Here is a 26,085-nt window from a genome sequence, read left to right on the forward strand (position 1 = left end):
GTCCTTCCAATCTTTTTCTAACACTCAGTAACTTTTAAAAGCACCTCCGCGTAGTTTTTCTTAGGAAAACTTTGGAAAACCTACCCGGGGTGGTATCATGGTGGTCGGCGACATAGAAGGGGACATGAAGAAGGTCGAGACCGTCGGCTTGGATCTGGCGGCAATACCCAGTTCCAAGACAGGAATGGGGCTTATTGAGGTTATCATCCAGATTCTGCGCGAGAACGAGGTGCGGATGAGCTTCAAAGACTTTAGGATGGATGGCGAGGTTAGATTCAGGATTAAGCCCATCCAAGAGGAGTGAGCGCGGTGGGTATGGACCTCCATTCCCTCTTTAGAATAGCCCTCGGCTTTCAGAACGCTATCTGCTGCGGCTCAGTCACGATAGCCGTGGGAGACGACTCTTTCATACTAACTCGGGACGAGATTATAATCGACATTCACGATCCAAAGAAAATGAAAAAGCTGATGGATGCCCTCTCACCCATAATGGGATCCGGAAAGGGCGGCATGAAGGAAAAGATGAAGATGATGAATGAGATGAAGCTCTACGCCGAAGACCTGGCCTCCCAGGGCAAGACGGCCATTATAAAATACCGTGGGAATGAGGTCATGCTAATGGGGGCGAAGGCAAACTCCCTTCTCATGAACGCTTTCGGGATGAAGCACATTGAGATTAAGTACCATCCCGACACCCTGAGGATGATGAAGGGCTTCATGTGATGTGGCAGGTTTTTAAACCGTCGCCCGTACTCCGGAAGGGGTGAGAAGGTGCAGATAATCCACCAGGACGTCAAGGAGGGCAAGATAAAGGTCAAGGCCGAGACGCTAGATGACCTCTGGCACCTCTACCACATCATAGACCCCGGCGACACCGTTTACGCGAAAACCCTCAGAAAGCAGGCCCAGCGCTCGGACTCGCTGAGGGCTGAGAAGGTCGAGGTAATTCCGGTCTTCCTCGGAGTCAAGGCCGAGAAGATAAACTTCCACAAGTTCGCCAACCAGGTCCGCGTTACCGGCCCGATAGTGTACGCCAGCAGGGACGACGTTCCCCTAGGCAAGTACCACACGATAGCCATCGAGGAGGGGACGGTGGTCACGATCCAGAAGCCCCGCTGGAAGGAGCACCACATCGAGCGCCTCAAGGAGGCCGTTGAGGCTTCCAAGAGGGCAAGGGTCATGATAGTCGTTATAGACGACGGCGAGGCGGACATGGCGATAATCAGGGAGTACGGCGTCGAGATACTCAAGGGGATACGCTACAACCTCGGCGGGAAGCGCTACAACACCAACCGCGAGAGCGAGGAGAAGAAGTTCTTCCACGACGTGGCGAAGAGCATGGATGAGATAATCAACCGCGAGAGTATAGAGAGAGCTATAGTTGCAGGCCCGGGCTTCGTCAAGGAGGAATTCTACAAGTTCCTGCGCGAGAACTACCCCGAGCTGGCAAAGAAGGTGGTAATCGAGGACACGAGCGTGACCGGGAGGACGGGCATCTACGAGGTCATACGGCGCGGAACGGTTGACAAGGTCTACCACGAGAATCGCGTGGCCAAGGAAGTCCAGCTCGTCGAGAAGGTGCTTGAGAACGTGGCGAGGAACAACGGTCTGGCCGCTTACGGTCTTAAAGAGGTCGAAGAGGCCGTGAATTATGGAGCTGTTGAGACGCTCTTGGTTCTCGACGAGCTCCTGAAGGGCGAGCACAGGGATAAGATAGAGGAGCTCATGGACGCGGTTCGCTATTCGAGGGGCGAGGTCGTTGTGGTCAGCTCCGAGCACGAGGGAGGCGACAAGCTGAAGGCTCTGGGCGGTCTGGCGGCGCTGCTGAGGTTCAGGGTGAAGTGAACCCATCCCCGTAAAGCTCCACGTAGGGGTCGCTCTTAAACGTTGGGAACTCCTTCTCTTCCCCGTTTTCGATTAAGAGACGCTTTTTATCTGCGGTGAACTCGCCCAGCTCGAACGCAATAATTCCATTTTTGTTGAATTCGGTAATTAAGGAACCGACGTTCTCCGGGGGAACTATCGCTATCAGCGTGCCGGTTGAGGAGATGCTCCATGGATCGAGGCCGTAGAAATCGAGAACCTTCCTCACCATAGGGTCGAGCTGAAGTCTCTCGGGGTAGACCCTGAATCCGACCCCAGAGTTGTCGGCTATTTCGTGGAGAGCGGTTAAACCACCCTCGGTGGCATCGTGCATGCCCCTCACGGAAGGCTTCGCCGTGAGGGCATCCGGAACGACGGTTTCAAACCTGAAGGACCTCTTGAGTCTGGCTATCTCCCTGAAGCTCAGGAGCTTTCTCAGTTCCTTCTCGCGGAAATATGCAGCGGAAACGGCGAACTCAAGGCCAACCTTGCCCGTGACCACTATCCTGTCGCCCGGTTTCGCCAGCGGAAGTTTCAGTTCGTCCCTCTTCACCAGTCCCATGGCGGTGGTCGTTGAAGTCGGCTCGGTTATTGTTGGGTAAACACCGCTGTGTCCCCCGATTATCGAGCTCCCGTACTTCCTGCATTCGGCGTTCAAGTCACGCATCGCCTTCTCAACAAAAGCCCTCTCGCTCCCCTGTGGAAGGAGGATGTCAACTACCAGCCACCGCGGCCTCGCCCCGAAAACGGCCACGTCGCTGGCCGCGAAGTGGTACGAGAAGAACCCGAATGTCTCCTCAGGGACGCCGAGGGTGGGGTCGGTGGCAACCACCAGGTAGTGGTCGCAGTCGTATTCGAGAACCGCCGAGTCAAACCCCTCCCTGGGTCCGTACACCACCCTCATGTCCTCCACTCCCAGGTTGGGGAACACAACGTCCCTCAGGACATCGTTTCTAAGTTTTCCGAGTGGAAGCTTCACCTTCATCCCCTCCAAACTTCGAGATAATCTCCCTCACCTCTCGGAGGATTTCCCCGTCGCAGCCCCAGCACATGACCTCGAAACTCGGCACGCGAACGCTCATGCGAACCCTCCTCTTTCTCGCTAGCCTGCTCACCTCAACGTTGACCCGGTAGGCCAAATCCATCAGTGCGGGCGTTACTATCTCCTCCCTGTCAATGTACTGGAGGGGACAGCCCTCACGCCACTGCCTCCTCCGCGAGTGCTCGTACATGCGGTACGGCCTTATTCCAGCCTCTTCGGCGAGCGCCTCGACCTCTTCCGCGGTGTACTTTATGAGCGGGCGGAAGAATGGAATCCCCATCTTCGGAAGTCCGCAGAGCCTAATGTCACCCTCACACTGGTCGAGGAGGGCGCCGATTATCTTGTCGTTGGCGTTGTCGCCCTTGGCCAGCACATCAAAGCCGTTGTTGAGGGCAAACCACTTGGCGTTCCAGAGCATGACCTTCTTGCAGTTGATGCATACAGGCCCTTTCCTCCCGGCGACCTCCCTGAGGAGACCGTCCGTGATGTCCACGAGGTAGTGCTCCACTCCAAGCTCCCTGGTGAACCCCATGGCCCACCTCAGCGGCTCCTTCCAGCTCCACCTGTGGAAGAACGTCAGCGCCGATACGTTGAGGCCCGCCTTCCTCAGGAGGTACAGGGTTAAGCTTGAATCCTTCCCGCCCGAAAAGAGGACGAGAATCCGTTTCTTGTCAATACCGGCCCGTCTTGAGAATTCCCTGACTTCCCTGACCGCCTCGGTTATCATAGAAAAAAATAATTGGGGAGGCTTAAAAATATGAGCCTCAGATGTTGACCTTACCGACCCACTGCTCAGCCAGGTTTCCAAAGACCGGGAACTTGTAGCGTTCGCCCTGGTAGGCCTTGACCATTCCGAGTATCCAGAATATCAGGCCGACGATCCAGAGCAGGCCTCCAAGGACGGCCCCGATCACTGGTATGAACCCGAGGATAAAGCTGAGTATCGTTAGTCCCAGGAACGTTATCGTTGACTGCATAGCGTGGAAACGGACGAAGTCGCTCTCCTTCTCGAGCAACAGGAATATTATCCCAGTAAGCCATCCAAGCACGTATGCCAGCAATCCCTCGACGTTCTCATCCATACCCAAGGAAGTCTTCTTGGGTTCTTCAGGTGGAATCTCTTCCATAATCGATGCACCTCCGAACTTCAATCAGTTGTATTCTCCCCAATCCCTTAAATACCTTTCCAAAGTTTTAACACGACTTTCCGTGACCGACGCCGTGCGTTTAACGTCTCAGAACCCACCCATTTCTGATCTCGAACCCCTGAGTTTTGTTAGGCTCACCAAAGCTTTTTAAGGTTATCGAGAGATTGGAATATCGAATTAGGAGAGCCTAACGGTGATGCTCATGATTGTACCTTTAAACAGCATGAGGCCCGGTGAGAGGGGGGTTGTGGTCAACATCCTGGGCGGTCCCAACGCCAGACAGAAGCTCGTTTCGATGGGGCTGACCCCCGGGGCGACGGTTCAGGTTCTGGAGTCGCATCCACTGGGCCCTATAATAATCTCCGTCGGCGGTGTGCGGTTCGCCATAGGTAGGGGAATGGCCAGCAAGGTCATGGTAAGAAGGCTGTGAGGTGCCCACCATGATGAAGGTAGTGGCTCTGGCAGGGAACCCCAACGTTGGAAAGACCACGATCTTCAACTCCCTCACGGGAATGCGCCAGCACGTTGGCAACTGGCCTGGCGTGACCGTTGAGAAGAAGGAAGGAATCCTCGAATACAAGGGCCAGAAGTTTCTCGTGGTTGATCTCCCCGGAATATACTCCCTGACGGCGCACTCAGTTGACGAGCTGGTCGCCAGGGATTTCCTTCTCAAGGGGAGCGCCGATGTAGTTGTGAACGTCGTTGACGCAACCGCCCTCATGAGGAACCTCTTCCTGACGATGGAGATACTCGAGATGGGCCTGAAGAACGTTATAATAGCGCTCAACAAGACGGACCTCGCCGAGAAGCGAGGCATCGAGATAAACGCCAGGAAGATGGAGGAGCTCTTGGGAGTTCCCGTTGTCCCGCTGAACGCCAAGGAAGGGGTCGGCCTGGATGAGCTCAAGGATAAAATACACAGGATGGCGAACGGAGAGATTGAGACCAATCCCACCGTCCCCACCTACGACCCCGCGGTCGAGAGGGAGATAGGGCACATAATCGAGGCCCTCGAGCACACCAAGCTCGCCGAGGAATACAACCTCCGCTGGCTCGCGGTGAAGCTCCTCCAGAGGGACGATGGCGTGATAAAGCTCGTTCTCAGGCACCTTGGAAAGGAGAAGCTCGACGAAATCATGGGGCACATAGCCGAGGTGGAGGAGCGCTACAAGAGGGCGATGGACCTAATCATAGCCAGCCAGAAGTACGAGTTCATAGACGGCCTCATGCACCGCTTCGTGAGGTACTCCCACGAGCAGGGCGAGACCTTCAGCGACCAGCTGGACAGGTTCCTCACGCACCCGGTTTACGGCCTTCTCGCCCTCTTCGGCGTGTTCTACGTCCTGTTTAAGTTTGTCTTCGCCCTTGGACTGCCCCTGCAGGGCCTGTTGGATGAGGCATTTTCTTCCTTTGGCGAGTGGCTGGGGCCCCACATCGCCAACGAAACGCTCCGCGGTCTCCTCGTTGACGGTGTCATCGCAGGTGTCGGCTCTGTCCTGAGCTTCTTCCCGCTGGTCTTCCTGCTGTTCCTCGCCATGTCGATCCTCGAGGACGTGGGGTACATGGCGAGGGCCGCGGTCGTCATGGAGCGCATCATGAGGAAGTTCGGCCTCCCTGGGAAGAGCTTCATTCCCCTAGTCCTCGCCTTCGGCTGCAACGTTCCGGCGGTTATGGCAACTAGAACCCTGGACGAGGAGAGGGACAGGCTGATAACGATGCTGGTCAACCCGCTCATACCGTGCAGCGCCAGGCTGAGCGTCATAAGCTTCCTTGCGGGAGCTTTCTTCGTGGGGAACCAGGCGCTGGTCGCGGTGAGCATATACGCGACGGCCATACTGCTGGCACTGCTCATGGCCTGGGTCATCAGCCGCTTCGTGATCAGGGGAGAGGAGAGTCCATTCATAATAGAGCTGCCGGAGTATCTCATACCATCGTGGAAGACCGTAACGCTCCATTCGTGGGAGCGGAGCAAGGAGTTCGTCAAGAAGGCCGGAACCATAATCCTGCTGGGTTCGGTGGTCATCTGGTACCTCAGCACCTACCCGGTCGAGATAGGAACCGGGCAGAGCTACGCCGAGAGGCTGGGGGCCTTTTTCGAGCCCTACATGCGCCTCATGGGACTCGACTGGAAGGCCGCGGTGAGCCTGCTCTTTGGAATCATCGCCAAGGAGAACGTCATCTCCACCTACGGCATAATCTACGGCAGCGTGGATGAAATAGTGAACGCCATGACCCCGCTTCAGGCCTTCGTGCTCGCCCTCGTCACGACGCTGTACGTCCCATGCATCGCCACGATAGGGGCAATAAGGGCAGAGAGCAACTGGAAATGGGCACTCTTCACGGTCGTCTACATGATAGGCCTTGCGAGCATCGTGGGGATACTCGTCTGGAACATAGGGACCGCCCTGGGATACTGAGGTGTAAGGATGCTGGAGAAGGTACTGGAACTCATAAAGGAAGGGAAGGGCGTTGATGAGATAGCGCGGGAGCTTTCGATCCCCCGGGAGGAGGTCGAGGGAGCCCTCAGCATTCTGGAGAGCATGGGGTACGTTGAACGGGTGGAGCTCGGCAGCTCTGCCTGCGAAACCTGCCCGCTGAAAAGCGTCTGTCCGGGCTCGTGCTTCAGGTTCAAGGGAAAGGTGTACACGGTGACCGAATTTAGGATTGATGCACAGAAATGAGCGCGTCCTCCTTCCGGTTCATCGTTGGGCATATTTAATGGCCGTAAAATATATAAGTTTCCCACCGGAATGTTAAACGGTGATACCATGAAAGCTGTTATTCTTGCTGGTGGTTTTGGTACCAGGTTAAGGCCACTCTCATCGACCAGACCGAAACCAATGGTGCCAGTTCTCGGAAAGCCCAACCTCCAGTACCTCCTGGAGAGCCTGGAGAAGATACCGGAGATCGACGAGATAATCCTGTCCGTTCACTACATGCGCGGCGAGATAAGGGAGTTCATCGACGAGAAGATGAGCGACTACCCGAAGGGCATAAGGTTCGTCAACGACCCGATGCCCCTGGAGACAGGAGGGGCCCTCAAGAACGTTGAGGATTACGTGGACGAGGACTTTCTGGTCATATACGGCGACGTCTTCACGAACTTTGACTTCGGCGAGCTCATAGAGGCTCACAAGAGAAACGATGGCCTCATAACGGTGGCCGTCACCAAAGTCTACGACCCGGAAAAATACGGCGTCGTTGAGATGGACGAGGACGGAAAGATCGTGCACTTCGAGGAGAAGCCGAAAAGGCCCAAGACCAACCTCGTCGATGCCGGAATATACATGGTGAACAAGAAGGTTCTGGAGGCCATACCCAAGGGCAAGGAGGTCTACTTCGAGAGGGAGGTTCTTCCCAGGTTCGTGGGTCAGGAGGCCGTGTACGCGCACAAGATACCCCGTGAGTACTACTGGATTGACCTTGGAACGCCCGACGACCTGTTCTACGCGCACCAGCTCGCCATGGACGAGATAACCAAGCAGAACGGCTACTACACCATCGCTGAGGGTGCGGAGGTTCCTGAGGATGTCGAGATACAGGGTCCGGCGTACATCGACGAGGGTGCCAAGATAGGACACGGGGTCAAGATAAAGGCCTACACATACATCGGGCCGAACACCATAGTAGAGGACAAGGCCTACTTCAAGCGCGCCATCCTCATAGGCAACGACATCGTCAAGGAGCGCTCCGAGATAAAGGACAGCATCCTCGGCGAGGGAGTCGTCGTCGGAAAGAACGTCATCCTCAAGGAGAACGCAGTCGTCGGAGACTACGCTAAGATTTACGACAACCTGGTCATCTACGGGGCCAAGGTTCTCCCGTGGAAGAAGGTCGAGGAGTACGAGGCATACATCAAGATAAAGCTCGACCCGACCAAGGTGAGGCCAGGGGTCACCCCGGACCGCTGCCCGCTCGGCCTGCCCGAGTGTATCTACACCAAGTTCAAGGCCATAGCCGGCGAGAAGCCGCCGTGCGACGAGTGCATAGAGAACCAGTGGCTCTTCTGAGTTCTCTTTTCATACCCTTTTTCCCGAGCTTCGGGCAATAGGTTTTTATCCTCGAACCCCTTAGTTAACCGAAGGTGAAGAGGTATGTCCGAGTTCTACGAGAAGAGAAAGCTCAGCTGCCGGGAAGACGTTGCACTGGCGCTGGCCATATTCGTCGTGTTCTTGGATTTCGTCAATTCAGTGGTGCACGACAGTCCGACCCAGTTCAGAACGTCGATATTCGCGCTGGTGGTCCTTCTGTTTGCCCTCTCGGTCAGGAAGTTCTATCCCAATCCGAGCAAAAAGGTATGGCCGTGGATAAGCCCAATATACGACAACGGCGTCATGATAATAGTCGCGGTGTTCTTCCTCTTCCACGTGACGCTCCTAAACGTCCCGATACTCAACGTTGACCTCTACAACGTCTACGAGAACGGCGACATCATCGGTCACTCCCTCGGTGGCCTGATGATGTGGACGATATTCGCCAAGGTGGCTCTCGAATACTCCAAGCTCAACAACAAGGGCTGGAGCGCGAAGACAATCGTCAAGTACTCGATGGGGGCTCTCCTCATCATAGGCGTCCTGTGGGAGTTCATAGAGCTCGCCGCCTCGCTCACGATATTGCCCCACGTGGACGAGCCGATAAACAACAAGATCAGGGACATCATAATGGAGTACATCGGCGCAGGGCTGATGACGATAGCGGTGCTGAAGACGAAGTATCCCTTCGATATGGGGGAATGGGAGTGAGTCCCCTTTGATTTTTGCCTCTTAATTCTTCTGTGGATTCATATTGAGACGAATAAAACCAGCATGATACCAAAGAATCAGTACCGTATCCTCGGGTTGTACTCCAGGAGCATGAGGCCGTTTTTGAATATCCTTATCGTGCCGCTCTCAGAGAGTGTTATCGCTATCGCCTTTGTTAGTCGGGTTATGCCGGCGGCGGCTATGTGCCTGCTCCCGAGGCCCGGTGGGAGCATTAGGTCTATCACCTTTGGCTCGACTTCGAGGTACCTCCCGGCCGCGGCTATTCTGCCGTTGTCCCTGACTATAAAGGCCCCGTCGAGCTGGGCGAACTCCTTTATTATCTCCTTGCTGTTCCTGTCGAGGACGTTTACCTTGTGACCCTTGAACGGATTGGGTATGAGCTGGTGGGAGTGCCTGAGAACTCGCCTCGTGTCGCCTATGACGAAGATGGTTCCAACGGGAACACCTTCCCTGCCCTCGATGCTCAGCTCTATCGTTATCTCAAGGAGCCTCTGCAGGACGTTCTGATTCTGGGCAAAAAATCCCCTCATCGCAGAGATGCTCTTTTTGACCGTCTTGATTCCAATGAGCTCTCGGGTGACGTAGACGAAGGAGTCGCCCTCCCTGAGTATGTCGTGCTCCAGGAGGAAGGCGGAGATGAGGTTGAGAACGTTGTTGATGTCGAGGTTCTGCGGGATCGAGACCCTCTTTACCCTATCACTCTCCACATCAAAGGAAGAACTAACGATCACAACGGTGACGTCCACATCGGGGACCCTCTCGGGCTCAATATCCTCCAGAATAACGAGGGCCTTTCCGTCGAGGGCCTCAACGACGTCCACCGCACCCTTTATCAGAACATCGGGAACTTTCTTCCCCATACTCTCACCAACCGTTGATAGAGTAACTCCAGCGGGTATAAAAACCTACCGTCCTTAGAAAACGTTAAAACATAACCCGACGAAGCCTTTTTGGTGTGGGAGATGAGGATAGTCGTCGCAATCACCGGCGCGAGCGGTTCAATCTACGGCCTGCGGTTGGTTGATGTCCTGCGGGAGCTGGGTCACGAGGTCGTCACCATAGCCTCCAGAACCGGCCTCGCGGTTATGAGGCACGAGACCAGGGTCGAGTTCAAGCCCGACTACATGGAGGATGACCTCTTCGCCCCAATAGCATCTGGTTCAAATCCGTTCGACGCCATGGTCATAGTCCCCTGCTCCATGAAGACCCTCGCTGCGATAGCCAACGGCTACGCCGATAACCTGATAGCCAGAACGGCCGACGTGGCGCTGAAAGAGCGCAGAAAACTCATCCTGGTCGTCAGAGAGACTCCTCTGAACTTGATACATCTCCAAAACATGGTAAGGGTTACACAAGCTGGGGGGATAATTATGCCAGCTTCCCCAGGATTTTACACAAAGCCCAAAACTTTGGACGATATGGTAAACTTTATAATTGGAAAAATCTTAGACCTTCTTGGGATTGAGAACGAGATATACCCTCGATGGAGGAGTTAACATGGTCCAGCTCGATGACCTTGATAGGGCTATCCTCCGCATCCTGAAGGAGGATGCAAGGTTAACAATATCGGAAATCGCCGATAGGCTCAACCGCCCCGAATCTACAATCCATTTCAGGATAAAAAAGCTCCAAGAGCGAAACATAATTGATAAGTACACCATAGTTCTCGGCGAAAACCTCCAGCCGAAGAGCCTTGCGATAGTCTACATCCAGGCCGAGACCCCGATAATCGAAGACTTCCTCGAGAGATACATCCGCCACATCATGAAGACGCTTTCCCTGCTCCCCAACGTTCTTGCCGTTGCCAGGAGCGGAAAGGACGGGGTCGTTGCACTCATCGGGGAAGACACGCCCGAAAAGCTCAACCGCTTCGTTGATGAGACCATCAGGGTTCTCCCAACGCTCAAGAGGGTCGAGGTCTTCACCCTCGATGAATTCAGCAAAGGCGACGGCCTGGTGGGCTTCCTAGTGGGGGTTTGAATGGAGGTAGAGGTCAAGTTCCGCGTTGACTTCAACTCCGCCAGAAGAGCGATAGAATCCCTCGGAGCGACGTTCATCAGGGAGGAGATACAGGAGGATGTTTACCTCTCCGTTCCCCTACCCGAACTCCTCCGGGTGAGGAGGATAAGCAACCTAAACCGTTCTTTTCTGACGTACAAGCGCATAGCCGACCCTGGCAGGAACGAGGAGTTCGACGAGATTGAGGTCGAGGTGGGTGACTTCGAGACCACGTTGGAGATTCTGAGGCGCCTTGGCTTCAAGGAGGACGTCTGGGTCAAGAAGCGGCGCCTGGTCTACCGCCTGGGGGAGGTTACCTTCGAGCTGAGCGAGGTCGAGGGGCTCGGCGGTTTTCTGGACATCGAGGTCATCTCCGACGATATCGATGAAGCGAAGCGGAAGATATGGGACACCGCCAGAAAACTTGGCCTGAGCGAAAAGGACGTGGAGCCGAGGCTCTACCAGGAGCTCATCAGGGAAATGGAGAAAAAAGCGGAGAAATAGCTCAGCGAGCCGTCGCGACTATCTTGATTATGTCGTTGAAGCCTAGCTCGTAGTCCTCTCCAACGCGCCTGTGGGTTCTCGCGTTGACTGCATAGAGGAAGGTCCTTCCCAAGTCTGTGTGCACCTTGTAGGCCAGGTCGCGGGGCGTTGAACCCTTGGGGAGGAGGTGAACGTGGGGCAGAACGTTGCCGAACTGGTCGGTGAGCTTGTGCTCGTCCTCAACCGGATAAACGGGCACGAGGTTGAGCAGTTCAAAGGTCGCCCTGTTTATTACCTCCTGGACTCCCGTGGAGCCGAAGCGGTCGAGGACCTTCTCCTTTATCAGCTGGAGCGCCTTCTCCTGCTTGGAACTCATCGGTTTGAGGATTTTGAAGTCACTCGAACCAGGGACGTAGTCGATGAAGCCCGCCTTGGCGGCCTTCCTCAGCGTCAGCTCGGCGGCTGCACTCGTCGGAACGACTATGTATCCCCTGCTCTTGCCTTTCTTTATTAAACGCTCTATCTGGGCATCGGCGGCGGCATCGGCCTTGTTGGCCGCTATAATAATCGGCTTGTTTATCTTCCTCAGCTCGCGGACGAAGGAGAAGAGGTCTTCATCGCTCCACTTCGTCGGGTCGTTGTCGAGGCCGAGCTTGTGGATGGCTTCAAACGCATCTTCCTCGGTAACACCTATTCCAGTCAGCTGGTCGGCTATTGCCTGGGCGAGCTTGAGGTGCTGGAGCTTTATCCTCTTCGCGAACTTCTCCCAGTTCTTCCTGAGGATGCCGTATATCCAGTAGTCTATCTCCCTCTCGAGGAACTCTATGTCCCCGACCGGATCGTGGTGGTCGGTGGGCTGTCCCTCCTCGTCGGTCTTTCCGGTGGCATCAACGACGTGGATTAAGGCCGAGGCCGTCCTCAGGTCATCGAGGAACTTGTTGCCCAGACCGCGCCCCTCGTGCGCCCCGGGCACGAGACCCGCAACGTCAATCATCTTTATAGGGATTAGCGCCTTTCCGTCCCGGTATTCGTAGTTCTGGGGGTTTGGCTGACAGCCGAGCTCTTTGCAGGGGTGCTCGGCTATCGCGTAGGTGACCCCAACGTTCGCGTCTATCGTCGTGAACGGATAATTGGCGATCTGAACGTCAACGAGCGTAGCGGCCGAGAAAAAGGTCGACTTTCCAACGTTTGGCTTTCCAACGACACCTATCTCCATACTCACCACCGCCCTAACTTCGCGGGAGGGTTTTAAGGGGTTTCGGCCGAAAACTATAACTTCACCTTTTTCCTAATTCTTCCGGTGAAACCCATGCGAATATACGTCCTTGTCGAGGACTATTCTGGCTACGAAAGCCCTTTTCTGGCCCAGCACGGCGTAAGCTTCCTGATAGAGAAGGCCGGAAAGGGAATCCTCTTCGACACCGGCCAGAGCGCCGAGCCGATACTCCACAACATGAGGCTCCTCGGCCTCGATCCGAGTTCACACATCGATTACATCTTTCTGAGCCACTGCCACTACGACCACACGGGTGGACTCTTAGGCATCCTAAAGGCCATCGGAAGGCGGGTTCCGGTTATAGCGCATCCGAGCATCTTCAGAAGGCACTTCGTTATGAAGCCCTACCTCAGGGACGTTGGGATTCCCTTCAGGAGAGAGGAGGTTGAGGAACTCGCCGACCTATACCTCGCCCCGAAGCCTCTCGAAATAGTTGAGGGCCTGTACTCCACGGGGGAGATCCGCAACCGCGAGGACTTCGAACAGGGGCATATAGGGGTCTACACGCTGAAGGACGGCCAGGTAATGGAGGACAGCATTATGGACGACATGAGCGTCGTGGCTAAAACGTCTGAGGGTCTGGTTATCGTGAGCGGCTGCAGCCACGCGGGCATAGTGAGCATAGTAAAGCATGCGATACGGATGACCGGGGAGAGGCGCGTCCGCGCGGTTATAGGCGGGTTCCACCTCATAGACGCGGGCGACGAACGCATCGAAAGAACTGTGAAGGAGTTCAAGGAACTCGGAGTCGAGGAGGTTTACACAGGACACTGCACCGGGCTGAGGGCCGAGGCGGCATTCCAGGAGGCCTACGGCGAGCGCTTTCACAAGCTGCACTCCGGACTGGTCGTGGAATTCTGAGGTGATAGCATGGCAGAGGAAGCCGAGGAGAAGCCCAGGATAACCGTTATTGCCTATTCGAGGGACGATTTCCTCAGCAGGAAGGTCTCGAGCATGAGAGAAGTCCTCGAAATCGAGGGCTATGACGTCGTCTGGGCAAACGTGGACACCGTCGAGGCCGTTACCGAGATAATGGAGGCCCTCAACATCCACGATAGGCCCATGAAGGTCCTGCGAAGGGCGAGTACACACGCCAGGGTCTTTGTGTTTCCGGATTATCTGTTCCTCATTCTGCACCAGGTCTACGAGATAGACGGTGGGCTGAAGAGGGAAAGGATAGGCCTCCTGCTCAAGGACAACCTCGTGGTGACGGTGCAGGAGATACCCGGGGACGTCTTTGACCCCATCAGGGAGAGCATCCGTGAGGGGGAGGGCCTCTTCAGGGAGCGCGGCGCGGATTACCTGCTCTTCGCCCTTCTCGAAGCGATAGTCGAAAACTACGTTCCAATAATAGAGAGGATCAGCTCGAAGATGGAATCCCTCGAGGCACAGATACTCTCGAAGGGCGAGAAGGGGGTTCTCCACAGAATACACGGCCTCAGGAGGGAGATACTCTTCATGCGCCGCACGATATTTCCCCTGCTGGAGGCGTTCAGGAAGCTTGAGCTTGAGGGCGAGAGGTTCTTCACCGAGGAGACCCAGAGCTACATGGGGGAGCTCCACGACCACGTCCTCGAGGTGCTGGAGATACTTGAGGGGCAGAGGGAACTCGCCAACAGCCTCGTCGAGCTCTACTACTCAACAATCTCGATGAAGACCAACGACATAATCCGCATACTAACGGTCGTCTCAACGATATTCATCCCGCTGACCTTTATAACCGGCCTCTACGGAATGAACTTCCGTTACATGCCCGAGCTCTACTGGCACTACGGCTACCCGGCGGTCCTCCTGGTGATGCTGACGATAGCGATTGGGATGCTGCTCTACTTCCGGGAGAAGGGGTGGATTTAGAGCTCCTCAAGGCCGAGGGCGAGCCTCACGGCCCTTTCGGCTATCACGTCGAGGGGGTCGATCAGCGGAACCTTCAGGTCCTCCGCCTTAAGGGCAACGCTGACCTCTGTGCAGCCGGCTATTATTCCATCCACCCTGCGTTCGAGTCTCCTGGCAACCTCGAGGAGGAGCCTCCTTCCCAGCTCGATGTTCCCCGCCTTGACTCCCCCGTAGATTCCCCTCATGACGAGCTCCTGGTCGTTCTTTCCTGGGACGGCTATCCCGACGCCCCTGCCGAGGAGCGCGCGGTGGTAGACGAGCCCCTTTATGGTGCCGTCTGTTGCGAGGAGGCCGACCCTGCGCAGGCCAAGGCGCTCTATCTCATCAGCCGTCGCCTCGATCATGCTAACGAGCGGAATCGTTATCGCCTTCTGGATGGTCTCGGCGAAGAAGTGCGCGGTGTTGCAGGGCATTATTATGAAGTCCGCCCCCCAGCTCTCGAGCTTTCTCGCTCCCTCTATAAGGGCAGGTCTCGGGTCTTCCCCGTTCCCCAGGATGAACGCCGTTCTGTCCGGAATTTTGGGGTCGTTGTAGATGATTATCCTGGGATGGTCCTGGTCCCTCTTCGCAGGGGTCTTTTCGACTATCCTTCTGAAGAGGTCGGCGGTCGCCAGGGGCCCCATGCCGCCGAGGATGCCGATGGTTCTCTCCCTCACTCCTCCAGCCATACGGAGTCATCCCCGCGGTAGTTCAGCTTCACCACGAAGAGCCTGAAGGGCTCATCACGCTCGTTGACCACCCAATGGACGGTTTTGGGCTTGACGAGGAATACGTCGCCGGGCTTCGCGGTATACTCGCTCTCACCGATGCCGAGCCTTGCCTCTCCGTCCATTATGTAGAACAGCTCGTACTGGTGGAGATGATAGTGCTTCCCGACGGTCTGTCCGGGCTTGACCTCCACTATCTGGACGTACGAGCCTTCGGGCAGTTCGCCTTCGAAGAGCGGAAGCTTCCGGTAGGTGCCCCTGTCTATGAGGTTTTTGATTTCGGCCTTCATGCCCCATCCCCCGGATAGATGGTACCCAAAGTTGAAAAGCTTTACCCTTTCGACTTCCATCGAAATGTTCAAAAGACTTTTATAGTTCCGAAACCCAGACACTGATGGACAACTACAGGCGGTGATGGCTATGGAGAAACTGGAAAAGGCCCTCCGATGGGCGGAGGAGAACCTGAAAGCGGACTACGTAGAGCTTCGCTATGAGGATCTGAAGAAAACAACACTTGCCCTCAAGGACGGCGTTTTTACCAGCTTCACTGGAAAGCTCCACCAGGGCGTTGCGATAAGGGTCCTGGCTGATGGCGCCTGGGGATTCTCTTCAACGAGTGATCTCAACAACCTCGAGAAGGCCATCGAGGGCGCCTACAAGCTGGCGAAGGCAGCCGCCAAGACCAAGAGGGAGAAGATAGAGCTGGCCGAGATAAAACCCGTTGAGGACTTCGTGAAGAGCAGGATGAGGGTCAAACCGAGGGAGGTCGACATAGAGGAGAAGGTCGCACACCTCAGGGAGCTGGAGAGGCTCCTCAAGGAAGACGAGGCCGTTAAGAGCGTCCAGGTTCGCTACGAGGACGGTGGTGGGCAAAAAATCCTCCTCACCAATGAGGGAACGCGCATAGAGTGGGACTACAACTATCTCTACCAGGGGACCTACGTCACCGGAAAGGCCGACGGAAAACTGGCCATGGCCAGGGACAGCATAGGTGCCGTGGACTACGGCTGGGAGCTCATGACCGAGCACGAACCAAACGAGAAGGTCACCAAGAGACTGCTGAGAAAAATGCACAGCCAGCTCAAGGGCGTTGCCCCGAAGCGCGGCGAGTTCCCCATCGTTGCAGGCCCGATAGTCGTCGGCATAATCGCCCACGAAGCTTTGGGCCATCTCGCGGAGGCTGACTTAACCATAAACTCGCCCTTCAAAGACCTCATCGGCAAGCAGATAGCCCCGGAGTACGTTACCATGAGCGAGCGCTACGTCGAGGGCGGCTTTGGAAACGACAAGTACGACGACGAGGGTGTTCCGGTGAGGGACATACGCATCATCGAGAACGGCATTCTCAAGGAGATAATGCTCAACCGCGAGTACGCCCACAAGTGGGGCATGGAGCCGAACGGCCATGCCAGAGCTGAAAGCTACCGCTACCCGCCGATAATCAGGATGAGAAACACTATTTTCGAGCCCGGAGACCACAGCTTCGAGGAGCTCATCGAGGACATCAAATTCGGCTACTACGTCGTTGACTTCCGTGGCGGCCAGGCCCAGCTCAACAGCGCCTTCCAGGTCGGCGTTCAGGAGGGCTACGTCATCAGGAACGGTGAAATCGCCGAGTCGATAAGGGACACTTCAATCACAGGAGTTGCCATCGAGGCGCTGAAGAAGATAAGCGCGGTCGGCAAGGACTTCGGCCTTGAGGTCGGCTTCTGCGGAAAGGGACAGACTGCCTTTGTCAGCTCCGGTGGACCGCACATGCGCTTTGACGGAGGAATCCTCATCGGGTGAGGTGGTGAAGATGGAGGAACTCATAAGATACGGCGAGAAGTTTTTCGACGAGCTTGAGATCGCAGTTTACCGCTCCAAGGATGTGAGCGCCAACGTCGAGCTCAACGAGATTTCGATGGCATCCACGAGGAGCGGGGCGGTTACGATACTACGCGGAATAAAGGACAAGCGCCTCGGGCTGGCCATAATAGACAGCGATGAACCCGCCAGGATAAGGGAGGCCATAGAGCAGGCCGCAAAGATGGCAAAGCTGAACAGCAGGGACGAGAAGTGGGTCTCCCTGCCCGAGCCGGGCAAATACAGGGAGAAGCCGAAGCCCAATTACGAGCTGAAGGAGGCCTCCCCGGATCAGCTCGTTGAGATGCTCGTCCGCGGCATAAAGCTCGCCCGCGAGAAGGATGAGAACGTCATCGTGGCAGGAGGAGAGGGCGGCGTTTCGTGGGAGGAGCGCCACATCGTCAACTCCCACGGAATAGACGTCTTCCAGGAAGGCGGTGCTGCATTTTTCTTCCTCGAGCTGGTGGGAAGGAAGGAGGGCACCGTTACCCCCGGAATCTTCGACTTCGATGCCAGAAGGGATCTCAAACTGGACGTTGACGGGGTCGTCGAGAGAGCGGTTCAGAAGGTCAAGTGGGCGTACGACGTCAAGGCAAGCAAAAACGAGGAGGTTCCGATAATACTTGGCCCATGGGCGATAGCGGGGCTCCTCAGCTATGCGCTCTTCCCGGCATTCAGTGGTGAGCGCTTGGTCAAGGAGACGACGCCTCTTGCAGGAAAGGTCGGGGAGAAGATATCCAGCGACGTGCTCACGATATACGACGACCCGTTCCACGAGTTGGCCATCGAGCCGGTTATAGCCGACGGAGAGGGAGTTCCAACGAGAAAGAACGTCCTCATTGAGAACGGAACCTTCAGGGGCTTCGTCTGGGACAACTACTGGGCCAAAGTCTACGGCACCGAGAGCACCGGAAACGGGAAGCGCGACCTCAGAAGTGGCGGCATAAACATCGGATTCCACAGCATGGTTATCGAGAACGGAAAGCGCTCGCTGGAGGACATGATATCCGAGATCGAGCACGGCTACTTCGTCGACGGCTTCCAGGGTACACACTCGAGCAACCCGGACAACGGAAACTTCGCGGTAACTGCAAACCCGGCGTTCCTCATCGAGGACGGAGAGGTCAAGGGAGCGAGCGTCTTCCTCGTTGCGGGCAACGTCTACGAACTGCTAAAACAGGCGAGTGAAGTTTCGAAGGAGCAAATCGTAATGCCCTTCATGACGACCATCATAACGCCCTTCGTGAAGTTCGAGAACGTGAAGATAGCGGGGAAGTGATTTTCCTTTTTCTAACCTTTTGGGTGTTTTATCGGGGAAACAACTTCTTTTTAAAGCCTGTTCTCCCCACGAAACACTACTTTAGAACCCGGAAGTCAATCGCGATGTTGAACTGCCTCGGCGCGTAGGGGCGGACTTTCCTTTCCTCCAGGAACTCAACTTTGAAACCGAGCTCTTTTGAGGCCGCCTTTATCTTCGCTTCGTGCTCGGAGAACAGGTTCTCCTCCGGACCGAAGCCGTAGTAATGGACCACGCCACCGTCCCTGAGGCTCAGCATGGCCTCCTTAAGAAAGCGGTCGGCGAACTTGGGGAGGTTCATTATCACCCTGTCGGCCTTCACTTTGCCCGCCACCTTTCGCACGTCCCCAAGGATAGGGACAATGTTGTCGACCTTGTTCAGCCCGATGTTCTCCTCAAGGTAACGAATCGCCCAGGGATTGACGTCGCAGGCGAAGACCAGCTTTGCCTTCTTAGCCAGAAGCACCGCGTACGGCCCGACGCCGGCGAACATGTCGAAGACAACCTCGCCTGGCTGGGTCTTCTTGAAAACTCTCATCCGCTCCGTGGCTAGGCGAGGGGAGAAGTAAACCTTAGCAACGTCAAGCTTTAACCTTATCCCGTTCTCACGGTGGAGGGTTTCAGTCCTCCTTTCGCCGGCAAGGTGAACCAGCTCCCTCACGCGGTATTCCCCGGAAACCTTGCTCCCCTTGGCGAAGACGGCCTTTATGTGCCGGTGAACCCTGAGAATGGCCTCTCCGATTGCTTCTCCGTAGGGCATCAGCTCCTCGGGGAGCTCGATTATCGCTATGTCGCCGATTATGTCGAAGGAGCTCGGGAGGAGTGGTCTAACATCCTCGGGAACCTCGACGACCTCACGATAGCTGTGGGGCCTTCTCTCAAGCCTCTCGAAGTCTGCTTCGACGAGCTCGAAGCCATCCACTGGCTCTGTGATCGGAAAGAGTACAAACTCGCCCTCCCGTTTGACGGCGTATCCTTTGGCCAGGACGCCGAGCTCGATTAGTTTCCTACGGGTTTTTTCGGCCTCTCGCTTGGGGACTTTGACGGCGAGCATCGGGGGAAGATGGACTGTGGGGTTAAAAAGAATTGCCCCGACGAAAGATTTTTAAACGCTCGCCCTTCCCTAGTATCGGGCCCCGGTGGTGTAGCCCGGTCAAACATGCGGGCCTTTCGAGCCCGCGCCCCGGGTTCAAATCCCGGCCGGGGCACCAGAATTCTACTACAGAAATCTAATAGTTCAGGATTCTCCACATTCATCAGGATAACATATCCTGAAAAGTACGGAGTTTCCTTTCTTAAACGTCTCTCGGAGGTACGGGGTCAACCGGGAGATGTTAAACTGTGCAACGCATGCTTCAATCTTTACACTACTGGGATCAGCAGGGTCGTATCTCACCCACTCGACGTGGCAGGGGACACCATTGCCCTCAAGGTAGTCCTTGTAGGAAACCGGGACCCAGAGGGGATCACTCGAAGTGGTTTTATCCACGTAGATATACTTTACATGGTATTTTTCCAGAATTTGAAGCGCCTTTGTGCTGTTGTTCCCCAACAGTGCCACCATTATATCGGCGCTTCTCTTATCGTAGTCAACAAAGGGCGACGCGTGAGTTCTTCTAAATAGTACGGTTTTTCTGCCCGATATTGAGAACAGCATGAAAGAGGCCTCGTAGTTGCTGAGGATGACATCGTTAACGTCCGTGTTCTCAAGAAGCCACGCTTGAAGGCTTTCGAAGGGAAATTCGTGGAAACCGATCTGGACCCATAGGCTGGACGCAAACTCCACCACAGTGGCCCCAGAGAACACCAGGAGTATAGCAGTCACTACGGCCAGTGACTTCCTTTGGGGGAATTTAGAGATGAGGTATGTGATCCCTAGGGAGACCAGTATAACATCCAGCGTGAAGAAATACAGGCTCAGTTTCTTTGCAATCAGGGGGTTTCCGAGCAGTATGAACACGATTCCCGCTGCGTACATACCCAGGAGCGATGATACAACGATTCTAAACGCGGGATACGGTCTGGTTTTTACAACGACATACAGGCCAGCAAGGGCGAGAAGGGAAAGCATCCCCCTCCAGGAATAAGAGACAAAAAATGTTACCATATCAGCCGTGAAGCTGACGATTGTATAATGGGCCCAGACTAAGCTCTGATATGGATTTGGGGTCCGAGCATGGTAAACAAATAGAAGTGGGCCCCAGTAGAGGAGCAACAGTGGGATGGCAACAAGGAACGGTGTAATCCATCTCTTTATTGCCGATAGCTCTCTGTTCCGACCAACGTCCCAAGCCACGTTCGAAAGAATCACTGCCCCAATCCCGAAAGTTCCTAGAACATGAGTTAGGCCCGCGAGGGCCCAGGAGATGCCCAGAAAGATCCCGTTTCTGGTTGATGGGGCCTTTAAATAACGAACAAGCGCGAAATAGAAGAGGGAGATAAATACCATCAGCATGAGGGTATGGGGATGGGGATCTGGAAAATGAAGCGCGAGGGGGAGGAGAGGAGCCAGCATCGCCACGCTTTCTGTTGTCAGCTCGCCTACGAGGAAGTACACTGTGATCATAGACAGCAGAAGTATGAAAACAGGCATTACATAGACTGTTACGGGCATTACACCTCCAGCAACATGCCCGAAGAGTGCAACGATAGAATGGTAGAGCCAAGGGTAAAAAGCGTAGCCTTCATAATTCGTTGGGTCCCTAAAGACGGAAGTGCCATGAAATATCGCCTCGGCGATGCCGTTGTGGAAATACAGATCGCCTCCGTACGGGGGGCCCGGAATAGACTTCAGACTACCCACAAAAACCATGGTCAAAAGGACAGAGAATATAGCATAAAGCAGCCCTCTGTTCATGAGTTTGCCCCCAATAAGCTACGCAGTGGCAGTCTCATGTACACTTTCGGGTATTTAATTTTTCCTCCGTCCTCCGCGAAAACCTTTTAACTCCCGTCCCGACCCTCAACCGATGACCATGAAGACGCTCGCCGATGTTTTCAGGGAAGCACTGGGGGAGAAGGGGATCGAGAGCTTCGGGGTGCTCTCTAAGAGGTTCAGGAAGGCAAAGAACAAGCTCCAAGACGTGGCAGTGGAGATAATCAACGGCAAAGGGGCAATATTCCGCGTTCCTGAGAAAACCGCAGTGGCATGGGACCTGAACGGCAACCGCGTCGAGGGCTCTTACTACGCCTACGCCCCGCTGTGCATGAAGGAGAAGTTCGAGCCGGTTCTGACGCCCGAAGAGCTCCGCTCAAAGCTCCCAAAGTGGCCCTACTTTATAATCGATCTATACCACTGGGACAAGCACACCCAGAAGGAGAAGGGCAAGGTCTGCCTGCAGGTGAGCCAGAGCTACGGCCTGCTGAGGGACTACTTCACCGGGAGAGAACTTGCCGTAACGTGGGCTAGCGATGAGTTTGAGAGAATGTTCAACGGGCCCATTGAGAGAATAACGACCTACGCCGGGCCGACGGCGGAATTTTTGAGGGAGAACGACATCGACGAGGTTGTTCTCCTTGACCCCTGGGCGGAGGAGGTTCTGAGCGAGGAGGATTTTGGCGTTGGGGCCTTTATAATCGGCGGCATCGTGGACACCGGTGGGAACAAGAAGAAGACCACCCCCAAAATAGGCGAGGAGCTTGAGAAGGCTGGAATAAGGGTCCGCAGGAGGAAGATCGTTCTCAAAGGCGACGTTGTGGGCGTCCCCGACAGGATAAACCGCATCCTCGGCATAATCCTCAAGATGATGGTGGAAGGGAAGTCCATGGATGAAGCGGTTTACGAGTTCCAGGAGCCGCTACACGCCCGCTGGCGCCTGAGGAAGGAGCTCCCCAAGCGCGCGATCAGATACAAAGTGAACGGCAAGACCTACAGGGTGGTTGAGAAGGAGCTGTTCAATGAGTACTCTAAATGGCTAAAAATCCGCTGGGAGGACTTCGTGAAGGTGCTGAGGGAGCTTGACCTGATAGCCCTTGAGAGGAAGAGGATACACCACCTCAACAAGATTTCCAACGCGAGGATAATCAATGGCAAGGCTTACAGGGTAATATTGCTCAAAAAAGCGGCGATGTTGTGCTACAACTGTTAAATCTCTTTTTCAATTCCATTTGGGGAACAATAGGAGAAAAGAGAGGACTCAGAAGAACACCACAACGGCGTCCCCAACGACGGCAGTCTCGACCTCTTCGCCCTCGCTGAACACCGCCTTCCTGAGCACTATGTCATCCTTGGCCAACTCGATCTTCTGACCTTCCACTTCAAACTCGACCTTTCCGGCCTCCTTGAGGGTCCTTGCAACTTCCTCGGCGTTCTCCTTGAGGTAGGCGGTAATCTTCGGCACGAGCTTTCCGTATCTCGGCCCGACCGTTCTGAAGTTGGGCTTTATCTCGGTGATGCGCTCTTCGAGTTCAGGCTCACCCTGGATTATCTCCAGCCTCTCGATGTTCATTGTTCCCGCGATGTCCTTCTCGATGACCTTCAGGGCCTCGTAGGAATCGGTGGCGTAGATGGCCACGTGCTTGAGCTTAGCGTTGAGGGCAAGGCCGTGGCTGTTCTTGTAGCGCCTCATGGCACCGACTATCTCGCGGGCTAGCTCGCCGAGCTTCTCGACTTCCTCGCTTATTCTGCCTTCGTCGTACTTCGGCCACTCAAGGAGGTGCACGCTCTTGGAACCGATGTGGGCCTTGAACATCTCCTGGTAGAGTTCCTCGGTTATGTGCGGAGCTAACGGAGCGAGGAGGAGCATGATGTTGTAGAGCAGCTCGTAGAGCGCCGCTTTCGCCTTTAGCTTGCTCTCTTCGTCGTCGCCGTAGAGGCGGTACTTGATCATCTCGATGTAGTCATCTGCCACCTCGTGCCAGACGAAGGTCATCAGTTCCCTGGTGAGCAGGTTGAAGCGGTAGCGCTCCATCTCCTCGGTGGCGAACTTGATAACGCGGTGCAGCCTTGAGAGTATCCACCTGTCGATCGGCTCAAGCTCCTCCGGAGCGCTGCTCGGGTCGAAATCGCTCAGGTGCCTCTCGGCGAAGCGGTAGATGTTCCAGACCTTTTGGAGGAAGCGGTAGTTGTATTCGACGGTCTCCCACTTGAACGGATGGTCCTCTCCGGGCGGTGCCAGAGCCGTCCAGAGGCGGAGCGCATCGGCGCCGTACTTCGGAATAACCTCGTCCGGGGCAACGACGTTGCCGTAGCTCTTGCTCATCTTCCTGCCGTCCGGTCCGGCCACCATTCCGTTGATGAGGACGTCGTCCCAGGGCTTCTCGCCGGTGAGGACATAAGTTCTGAATATCGTGTAGAATGCCCACGTCCTTATGATGTCGGTTCCCTGCGGCCTGAGCGCGGTCGGGAAGTTGTGCTCGAACCAGCGCTTGGCCTCTTCGTCGCCCTTGATGGCCTCGTGCCACCGGGTTATGATGAGCGGGGTTATGCTGGAGTCTATCCAGCAGTCGAGGACGTCCGTTACGGGCTCGAGCTCGGCACCGCAGACCGGGCACTTCTCCACGGGCGGCTTGTCGAAGCGCGGGTCGACCGGCAGGTCTTCCTCCTTAGCAGGAACCACATGACCGTTCTTGCAGACCCAGAACGGGAGCGTCGTTCCAAACACGCGCTGCCTGCTGATAACCCAGTCCCAGTCCATTGAGTCGGCCCAGTCCTTCAGGCGGAGGAACATATCCTCGGGGTACCAGTTTATCTCCTTAGCCACCTTCACTATCTCGTCCGTGAAGTCCTTCACCTTGATGAACCACTGGGTCTTGGGGAGCAGCTCGATGGGTGCCATACAGGAGCTCCTCTCGGTGTGCCTCAGCACGCGGTGGTGAACCTTCTTCCTGTCGTAGAGCAGGCCCATCTTTTCGAGGTCATCTGCTATCGCCTTCCTAGCCTCATCGGTCGTCAGTCCCTTGTATGGCCCGGCGTTCTCGTTCATCGTGCCGTCCTCGTTGATTGCGATAATAACCGGCAGGTTGTAGCGCTTCTGCCAGACGACGTCCTGTTCGTCACCGTAGGTACAGTTGTAGACCGCGCCGGTTCCGAATTCTGGGTCAACGTCCTCATCGGCTATAACTGGCACTTCCCTCTCGAATATCGGGAGCTTAACCTTCTTACCCACAACGTCCTTGTAGCGCTCGTCCTCCGGGTGGACGAAGACGGCAACACAGGCCGGCATCAGCTCGGGCCTCGTGGTGGCTATGGGGACGTAGCCGCTTCCATCTGCCAGCGGGAGCTTGATGTAGTAGAGGAAGCCGTCCTCTTCAACGTAGCCAACCTCGGCTTTAGCGAGGCTCGTTCTGCAGCGCGGACACCAGTAGACCGGGTGCTTGTCGCGGTAGAGCATGCCCTTCTCGTAGAACTCAAGGAGGGACTTCTGCACGGCAGCTTTGTACCAGTCGTCCATCGTGTGGTACTCCAAATCCCAGTCGGCTGAGTAGCCTATCCTGATGAACTGATTGCGCATGGCCTCGATGGCCTGCCAGGTCCACTCAACGCACTTCTTGAGGAAGAGCTCGGGCTGGTCTTTGCTTATTCCGAACTCCTTCTCCACCTTGAGCTCGGTCGGCAGACCGTGGTTGTCGAAGCCCTGCGGGAAGAGCACGTTGTAACCGGTCATTCTCTTGTAGCGCGCTATGATGTCGATCCAGGTGTGGCTGAGCACGTGACCGAGGTGGAGCGTTCCGCTCGTGAACGGGGGCGGAGTGTCTATCGCGTAGCTCGGCCTCTTCTCGTCGAGCTCGTACTTGTAGATTTTCTCATCCAACCAGAACTTCTGCCACTTCGGTTCAATCTCGTTCGGGTCGTAGGTCTTAGGAAGCATGGGCATCACCTTTTCGGTTTTTTGAAGATGGGTTACCCTCAGAAAGGCGGCTTAAAAATCTTAGCAACGCCGGTGGTGCCGGAGTAAGGGCTAACCAAGAAGCGCGGAACGCATGGGATTCAAAGGTTGAAATCAGCGTTACGGTGGACGATAGGCACCACCAGGGTATAGAAATGAGCCCGAGGTTTAAAAAGTTTGGGGTTACTTCACCGCCACCAACCAGTACCTCCGGTCGTTGGGCCTCAGCTCGTGGAGGTCCCCGTAGATTTTGATCCGCCTGAAGTGCCGCTCTGCCAAGAGCCTCATCTCTCTTACGGTGTAAATGTTCAGTTCGTCGTCCACCATGAAGGCCCTAACGCTCCCGTCGGGCTTCACTATCTGCACGAGCCTCTTGAAGTGGAGTTTTTGTGTCGCCGGCTCCACATCGCGCCAGTCGGTTATGATTAACCGCTCATCGCCCTTCCGCTCGTCCCACACTATCGGGCCGTCCCCTCCGCCGTGGTACCAGCACGGAAAGTCGGCGATGAAAATTCCGCCCGGTTTCAATGCTCGCTTTACAGAATTAAATAATTCCCGAATTGCAGAATCATCGAAGTACATAATGGATGAGAAGAACATCGTCACGGCGTCGAACTCTTCTTCAAAATCAATTTCAAGCGCGTTTCCTCGAATGAATTCTATTTTCAGTCCTTCCCTTTCGGCCTTTCTTCTCGCAACGGCAAGCATCTCCTCGTGGAGGTCGAGGCCCGTAACCCAGTACCCCCTCCTCGCCAGTTCGAGCGTTGGAATCCCGGTTCCGCAGGCGAGGTCTAAGATTTTCCTTACTTCTCGCTCGGCTTCATTCTGAAAGAGCTCCTCCACGAAGTCTATCTCACGGGAAACCCGCTCGGCCCTTCTCCTATAAATTGCATCGTAGTACTCAGCCAGGGCCGTGTAGAGCTCATGCATGGTATCACCAAAA

27 protein-coding genes and 1 tRNA gene are annotated in these 26,085 nt (G+C 55.4%); 17 read left to right on the plus strand and 11 right to left on the minus strand.

From position 1 onward, the window contains the following. Window positions 1-97 precede the first annotated feature (97 nt). From CDI07_RS03920 to CDI07_RS03930, 3 genes are read left to right on the plus strand one after another with little or no spacing between them, the layout of a single operon-like run. Window positions 98-304, plus strand: a complete 207-nt coding sequence (locus CDI07_RS03920) for a hypothetical protein (RefSeq protein WP_088180364.1) — start codon at window positions 98-100, stop codon at window positions 302-304. A gap of 5 nt (window positions 305-309) precedes the next feature. After that, window positions 310-723 (plus strand): hypothetical protein, encoded by a 414-nt coding sequence (locus CDI07_RS03925; RefSeq protein WP_145954972.1) that lies wholly within the window; start codon window positions 310-312, stop codon window positions 721-723. Window positions 724-771: 48 nt separating this feature from the next. Further along, complete coding sequence (locus tag CDI07_RS03930; protein ID WP_088180366.1) at window positions 772-1,845, plus strand: mRNA surveillance protein pelota; 1,074 nt, start codon at window positions 772-774, stop codon at window positions 1,843-1,845. On the opposite strand, the gene CDI07_RS03935 is transcribed toward CDI07_RS03930, so the two are convergent. Genes CDI07_RS03935 through CDI07_RS03945 form a run of 3 tightly spaced genes read right to left on the minus strand, consistent with a single transcriptional unit; the run spans window position 1,832 to window position 4,032 of the window. Continuing rightward, window positions 1,832-2,842 carry an AIR synthase family protein gene (locus CDI07_RS03935; protein ID WP_088181535.1) on the minus strand — a complete coding sequence of 337 codons (1,011 nt, stop codon included), beginning with the start codon at window positions 2,840-2,842 and terminating at the stop codon, window positions 1,832-1,834. The two genes, CDI07_RS03930 and CDI07_RS03935, sit on opposite strands and share 14 nt — an antisense overlap. Further along, window positions 2,817-3,632: a 7-cyano-7-deazaguanine synthase gene (locus CDI07_RS03940; protein ID WP_088180367.1), complete on the minus strand. Its 816-nt coding sequence runs from the start codon at window positions 3,630-3,632 to the stop codon at window positions 2,817-2,819. The genes CDI07_RS03935 and CDI07_RS03940 overlap by 26 nt, the downstream gene beginning before the upstream one ends. Before the next feature lie 37 nt (window positions 3,633-3,669). Next, window positions 3,670-4,032, minus strand: a complete 363-nt coding sequence (locus tag CDI07_RS03945) for a DUF4870 domain-containing protein (RefSeq protein WP_088180368.1) — start codon at window positions 4,030-4,032, stop codon at window positions 3,670-3,672. A gap of 223 nt (window positions 4,033-4,255) precedes the next feature. Between CDI07_RS03945 and CDI07_RS03950 the strand changes: the two genes are divergently transcribed. The 5 genes from CDI07_RS03950 (at window position 4,256) to CDI07_RS03970 (ending at window position 8,795) form a co-directional block, all read left to right on the plus strand. Further along, window positions 4,256-4,483 (plus strand): ferrous iron transport protein A, encoded by a 228-nt coding sequence (locus CDI07_RS03950; protein ID WP_088180369.1) that lies wholly within the window; start codon window positions 4,256-4,258, stop codon window positions 4,481-4,483. Between the two features lie 10 nt (window positions 4,484-4,493). Next, window positions 4,494-6,470, plus strand: coding sequence for a ferrous iron transport protein B (gene feoB, locus CDI07_RS03955; protein ID WP_088180370.1), 1,977 nt, complete (start codon window positions 4,494-4,496; stop codon window positions 6,468-6,470). Window positions 6,471-6,479: 9 nt separating this feature from the next. Further along, window positions 6,480-6,734 (plus strand): helix-turn-helix domain-containing protein, encoded by a 255-nt coding sequence (locus CDI07_RS03960; RefSeq protein ID WP_088180371.1) that lies wholly within the window; start codon window positions 6,480-6,482, stop codon window positions 6,732-6,734. Window positions 6,735-6,821: 87 nt separating this feature from the next. Further along, window positions 6,822-8,063 carry a sugar phosphate nucleotidyltransferase gene (locus CDI07_RS03965; RefSeq protein WP_088180372.1) on the plus strand — a complete coding sequence of 414 codons (1,242 nt, stop codon included), beginning with the start codon at window positions 6,822-6,824 and terminating at the stop codon, window positions 8,061-8,063. A gap of 84 nt (window positions 8,064-8,147) precedes the next feature. Further along, entirely contained in the window at window positions 8,148-8,795 is a 648-nt protein-coding gene (locus CDI07_RS03970) for a hypothetical protein (RefSeq protein ID WP_088180373.1), read from the plus strand. Between the two features lie 77 nt (window positions 8,796-8,872). Here the strand turns inward: CDI07_RS03970 and CDI07_RS03975 are convergent, their stop codons facing one another. Beyond that, window positions 8,873-9,676, minus strand: coding sequence for a diadenylate cyclase (locus tag CDI07_RS03975; protein WP_088180374.1), 804 nt, complete (start codon window positions 9,674-9,676; stop codon window positions 8,873-8,875). Between the two features lie 102 nt (window positions 9,677-9,778). Here CDI07_RS03975 and CDI07_RS03980 point away from each other — a divergent pair, with 102 nt between their 5' ends. Genes CDI07_RS03980 through cyaB form a run of 3 tightly spaced genes read left to right on the plus strand, consistent with a single transcriptional unit; the run spans window position 9,779 to window position 11,318 of the window. Then, a complete protein-coding gene (locus CDI07_RS03980; protein WP_088180375.1) occupies window positions 9,779-10,312 on the plus strand; it encodes a UbiX family flavin prenyltransferase in 534 nt (177 codons plus the stop codon). A 1-nt stretch (window position 10,313) separates the two neighbouring features. Next, a complete protein-coding gene (locus CDI07_RS03985) occupies window positions 10,314-10,796 on the plus strand; it encodes an Lrp/AsnC family transcriptional regulator (protein ID WP_088180376.1) in 483 nt (160 codons plus the stop codon). After that, window positions 10,797-11,318, plus strand: coding sequence for a class IV adenylate cyclase (cyaB, locus tag CDI07_RS03990; protein WP_088180377.1), 522 nt, complete (start codon window positions 10,797-10,799; stop codon window positions 11,316-11,318). 1 nt (window position 11,319) lies between these two features. Here cyaB and CDI07_RS03995 read toward each other — a convergent pair whose 3' ends face one another. Then, window positions 11,320-12,513: a redox-regulated ATPase YchF gene (locus CDI07_RS03995; protein ID WP_088180378.1), complete on the minus strand. Its 1,194-nt coding sequence runs from the start codon at window positions 12,511-12,513 to the stop codon at window positions 11,320-11,322. Window positions 12,514-12,606: 93 nt separating this feature from the next. Between CDI07_RS03995 and CDI07_RS04000 the strand changes: the two genes are divergently transcribed. Together CDI07_RS04000 and corA are read left to right on the plus strand one after the other, a co-directional pair. Beyond that, window positions 12,607-13,434: an MBL fold metallo-hydrolase gene (locus CDI07_RS04000; protein ID WP_088180379.1), complete on the plus strand. Its 828-nt coding sequence runs from the start codon at window positions 12,607-12,609 to the stop codon at window positions 13,432-13,434. Between the two features lie 9 nt (window positions 13,435-13,443). After that, on the plus strand, window positions 13,444-14,427 hold the full coding sequence (corA, locus tag CDI07_RS04005) for a magnesium/cobalt transporter CorA (protein ID WP_088180380.1): 984 nt from the start codon (window positions 13,444-13,446) through the stop codon (window positions 14,425-14,427). On the opposite strand, the gene CDI07_RS04010 is transcribed toward corA, so the two are convergent. Both CDI07_RS04010 and CDI07_RS04015 read right to left on the minus strand, forming a co-directional pair. Continuing rightward, the gene (locus CDI07_RS04010) at window positions 14,424-15,134 is read right to left on the minus strand and encodes an amino acid racemase (RefSeq protein ID WP_088180381.1); all 711 of its coding nucleotides are present in this window, start codon (window positions 15,132-15,134) and stop codon (window positions 14,424-14,426) included. The two genes, corA and CDI07_RS04010, sit on opposite strands and share 4 nt — an antisense overlap. Beyond that, on the minus strand, window positions 15,119-15,463 hold the full coding sequence (locus tag CDI07_RS04015; RefSeq protein WP_088180382.1) for a cupin domain-containing protein: 345 nt from the start codon (window positions 15,461-15,463) through the stop codon (window positions 15,119-15,121). Before CDI07_RS04015 ends, CDI07_RS04010 begins: the two co-directional genes overlap by 16 nt. A 130-nt stretch (window positions 15,464-15,593) precedes the next feature. On the opposite strand from CDI07_RS04015, the gene CDI07_RS04020 reads away from it, so the two are divergent. Together CDI07_RS04020 and CDI07_RS04025 are read left to right on the plus strand one after the other, a co-directional pair. Continuing rightward, on the plus strand, window positions 15,594-16,961 hold the full coding sequence (locus CDI07_RS04020) for a TldD/PmbA family protein (protein ID WP_088180383.1): 1,368 nt from the start codon (window positions 15,594-15,596) through the stop codon (window positions 16,959-16,961). 10 nt (window positions 16,962-16,971) lie between these two features. Next, on the plus strand, window positions 16,972-18,297 hold the full coding sequence (locus CDI07_RS04025; protein WP_088180384.1) for a TldD/PmbA family protein: 1,326 nt from the start codon (window positions 16,972-16,974) through the stop codon (window positions 18,295-18,297). Window positions 18,298-18,373: 76 nt separating this feature from the next. On the opposite strand, the gene CDI07_RS04030 is transcribed toward CDI07_RS04025, so the two are convergent. Continuing rightward, on the minus strand, window positions 18,374-19,369 hold the full coding sequence (locus tag CDI07_RS04030) for a class I SAM-dependent methyltransferase family protein (protein ID WP_088180385.1): 996 nt from the start codon (window positions 19,367-19,369) through the stop codon (window positions 18,374-18,376). A gap of 79 nt (window positions 19,370-19,448) precedes the next feature. Here CDI07_RS04030 and CDI07_RS04035 point away from each other — a divergent pair. Next, window positions 19,449-19,526: transfer RNA gene (locus tag CDI07_RS04035), tRNA-Glu, on the plus strand. A 26-nt stretch (window positions 19,527-19,552) separates the two neighbouring features. Here the strand turns inward: CDI07_RS04035 and CDI07_RS04040 are convergent. Then, window positions 19,553-21,172: a glycosyltransferase family 39 protein gene (locus CDI07_RS04040; RefSeq protein WP_088180386.1), complete on the minus strand. Its 1,620-nt coding sequence runs from the start codon at window positions 21,170-21,172 to the stop codon at window positions 19,553-19,555. 118 nt (window positions 21,173-21,290) lie between these two features. Here CDI07_RS04040 and trm10 point away from each other — a divergent pair, with 118 nt between their 5' ends. After that, window positions 21,291-22,403: a tRNA (guanine(9)-/adenine(9)-N1)-methyltransferase gene (gene trm10, locus CDI07_RS04045; protein WP_088180387.1), complete on the plus strand. Its 1,113-nt coding sequence runs from the start codon at window positions 21,291-21,293 to the stop codon at window positions 22,401-22,403. Between the two features lie 48 nt (window positions 22,404-22,451). Here the strand turns inward: trm10 and CDI07_RS04050 are convergent, their stop codons facing one another. After that, window positions 22,452-25,124 (minus strand): valine--tRNA ligase, encoded by a 2,673-nt coding sequence (locus CDI07_RS04050; protein WP_088180388.1) that lies wholly within the window; start codon window positions 25,122-25,124, stop codon window positions 22,452-22,454. A 201-nt stretch (window positions 25,125-25,325) separates the two neighbouring features. Continuing rightward, window positions 25,326-26,072 (minus strand): class I SAM-dependent methyltransferase, encoded by a 747-nt coding sequence (locus CDI07_RS04055; RefSeq protein ID WP_088180389.1) that lies wholly within the window; start codon window positions 26,070-26,072, stop codon window positions 25,326-25,328. Window positions 26,073-26,085: the final 13 nt, after the last annotated feature.

The sequence above is a fragment of the Thermococcus sp. 5-4 genome, assembly GCF_002197185.1.
Lineage (GTDB): Archaea > Methanobacteriota_B > Thermococci > Thermococcales > Thermococcaceae > Thermococcus > Thermococcus radiotolerans.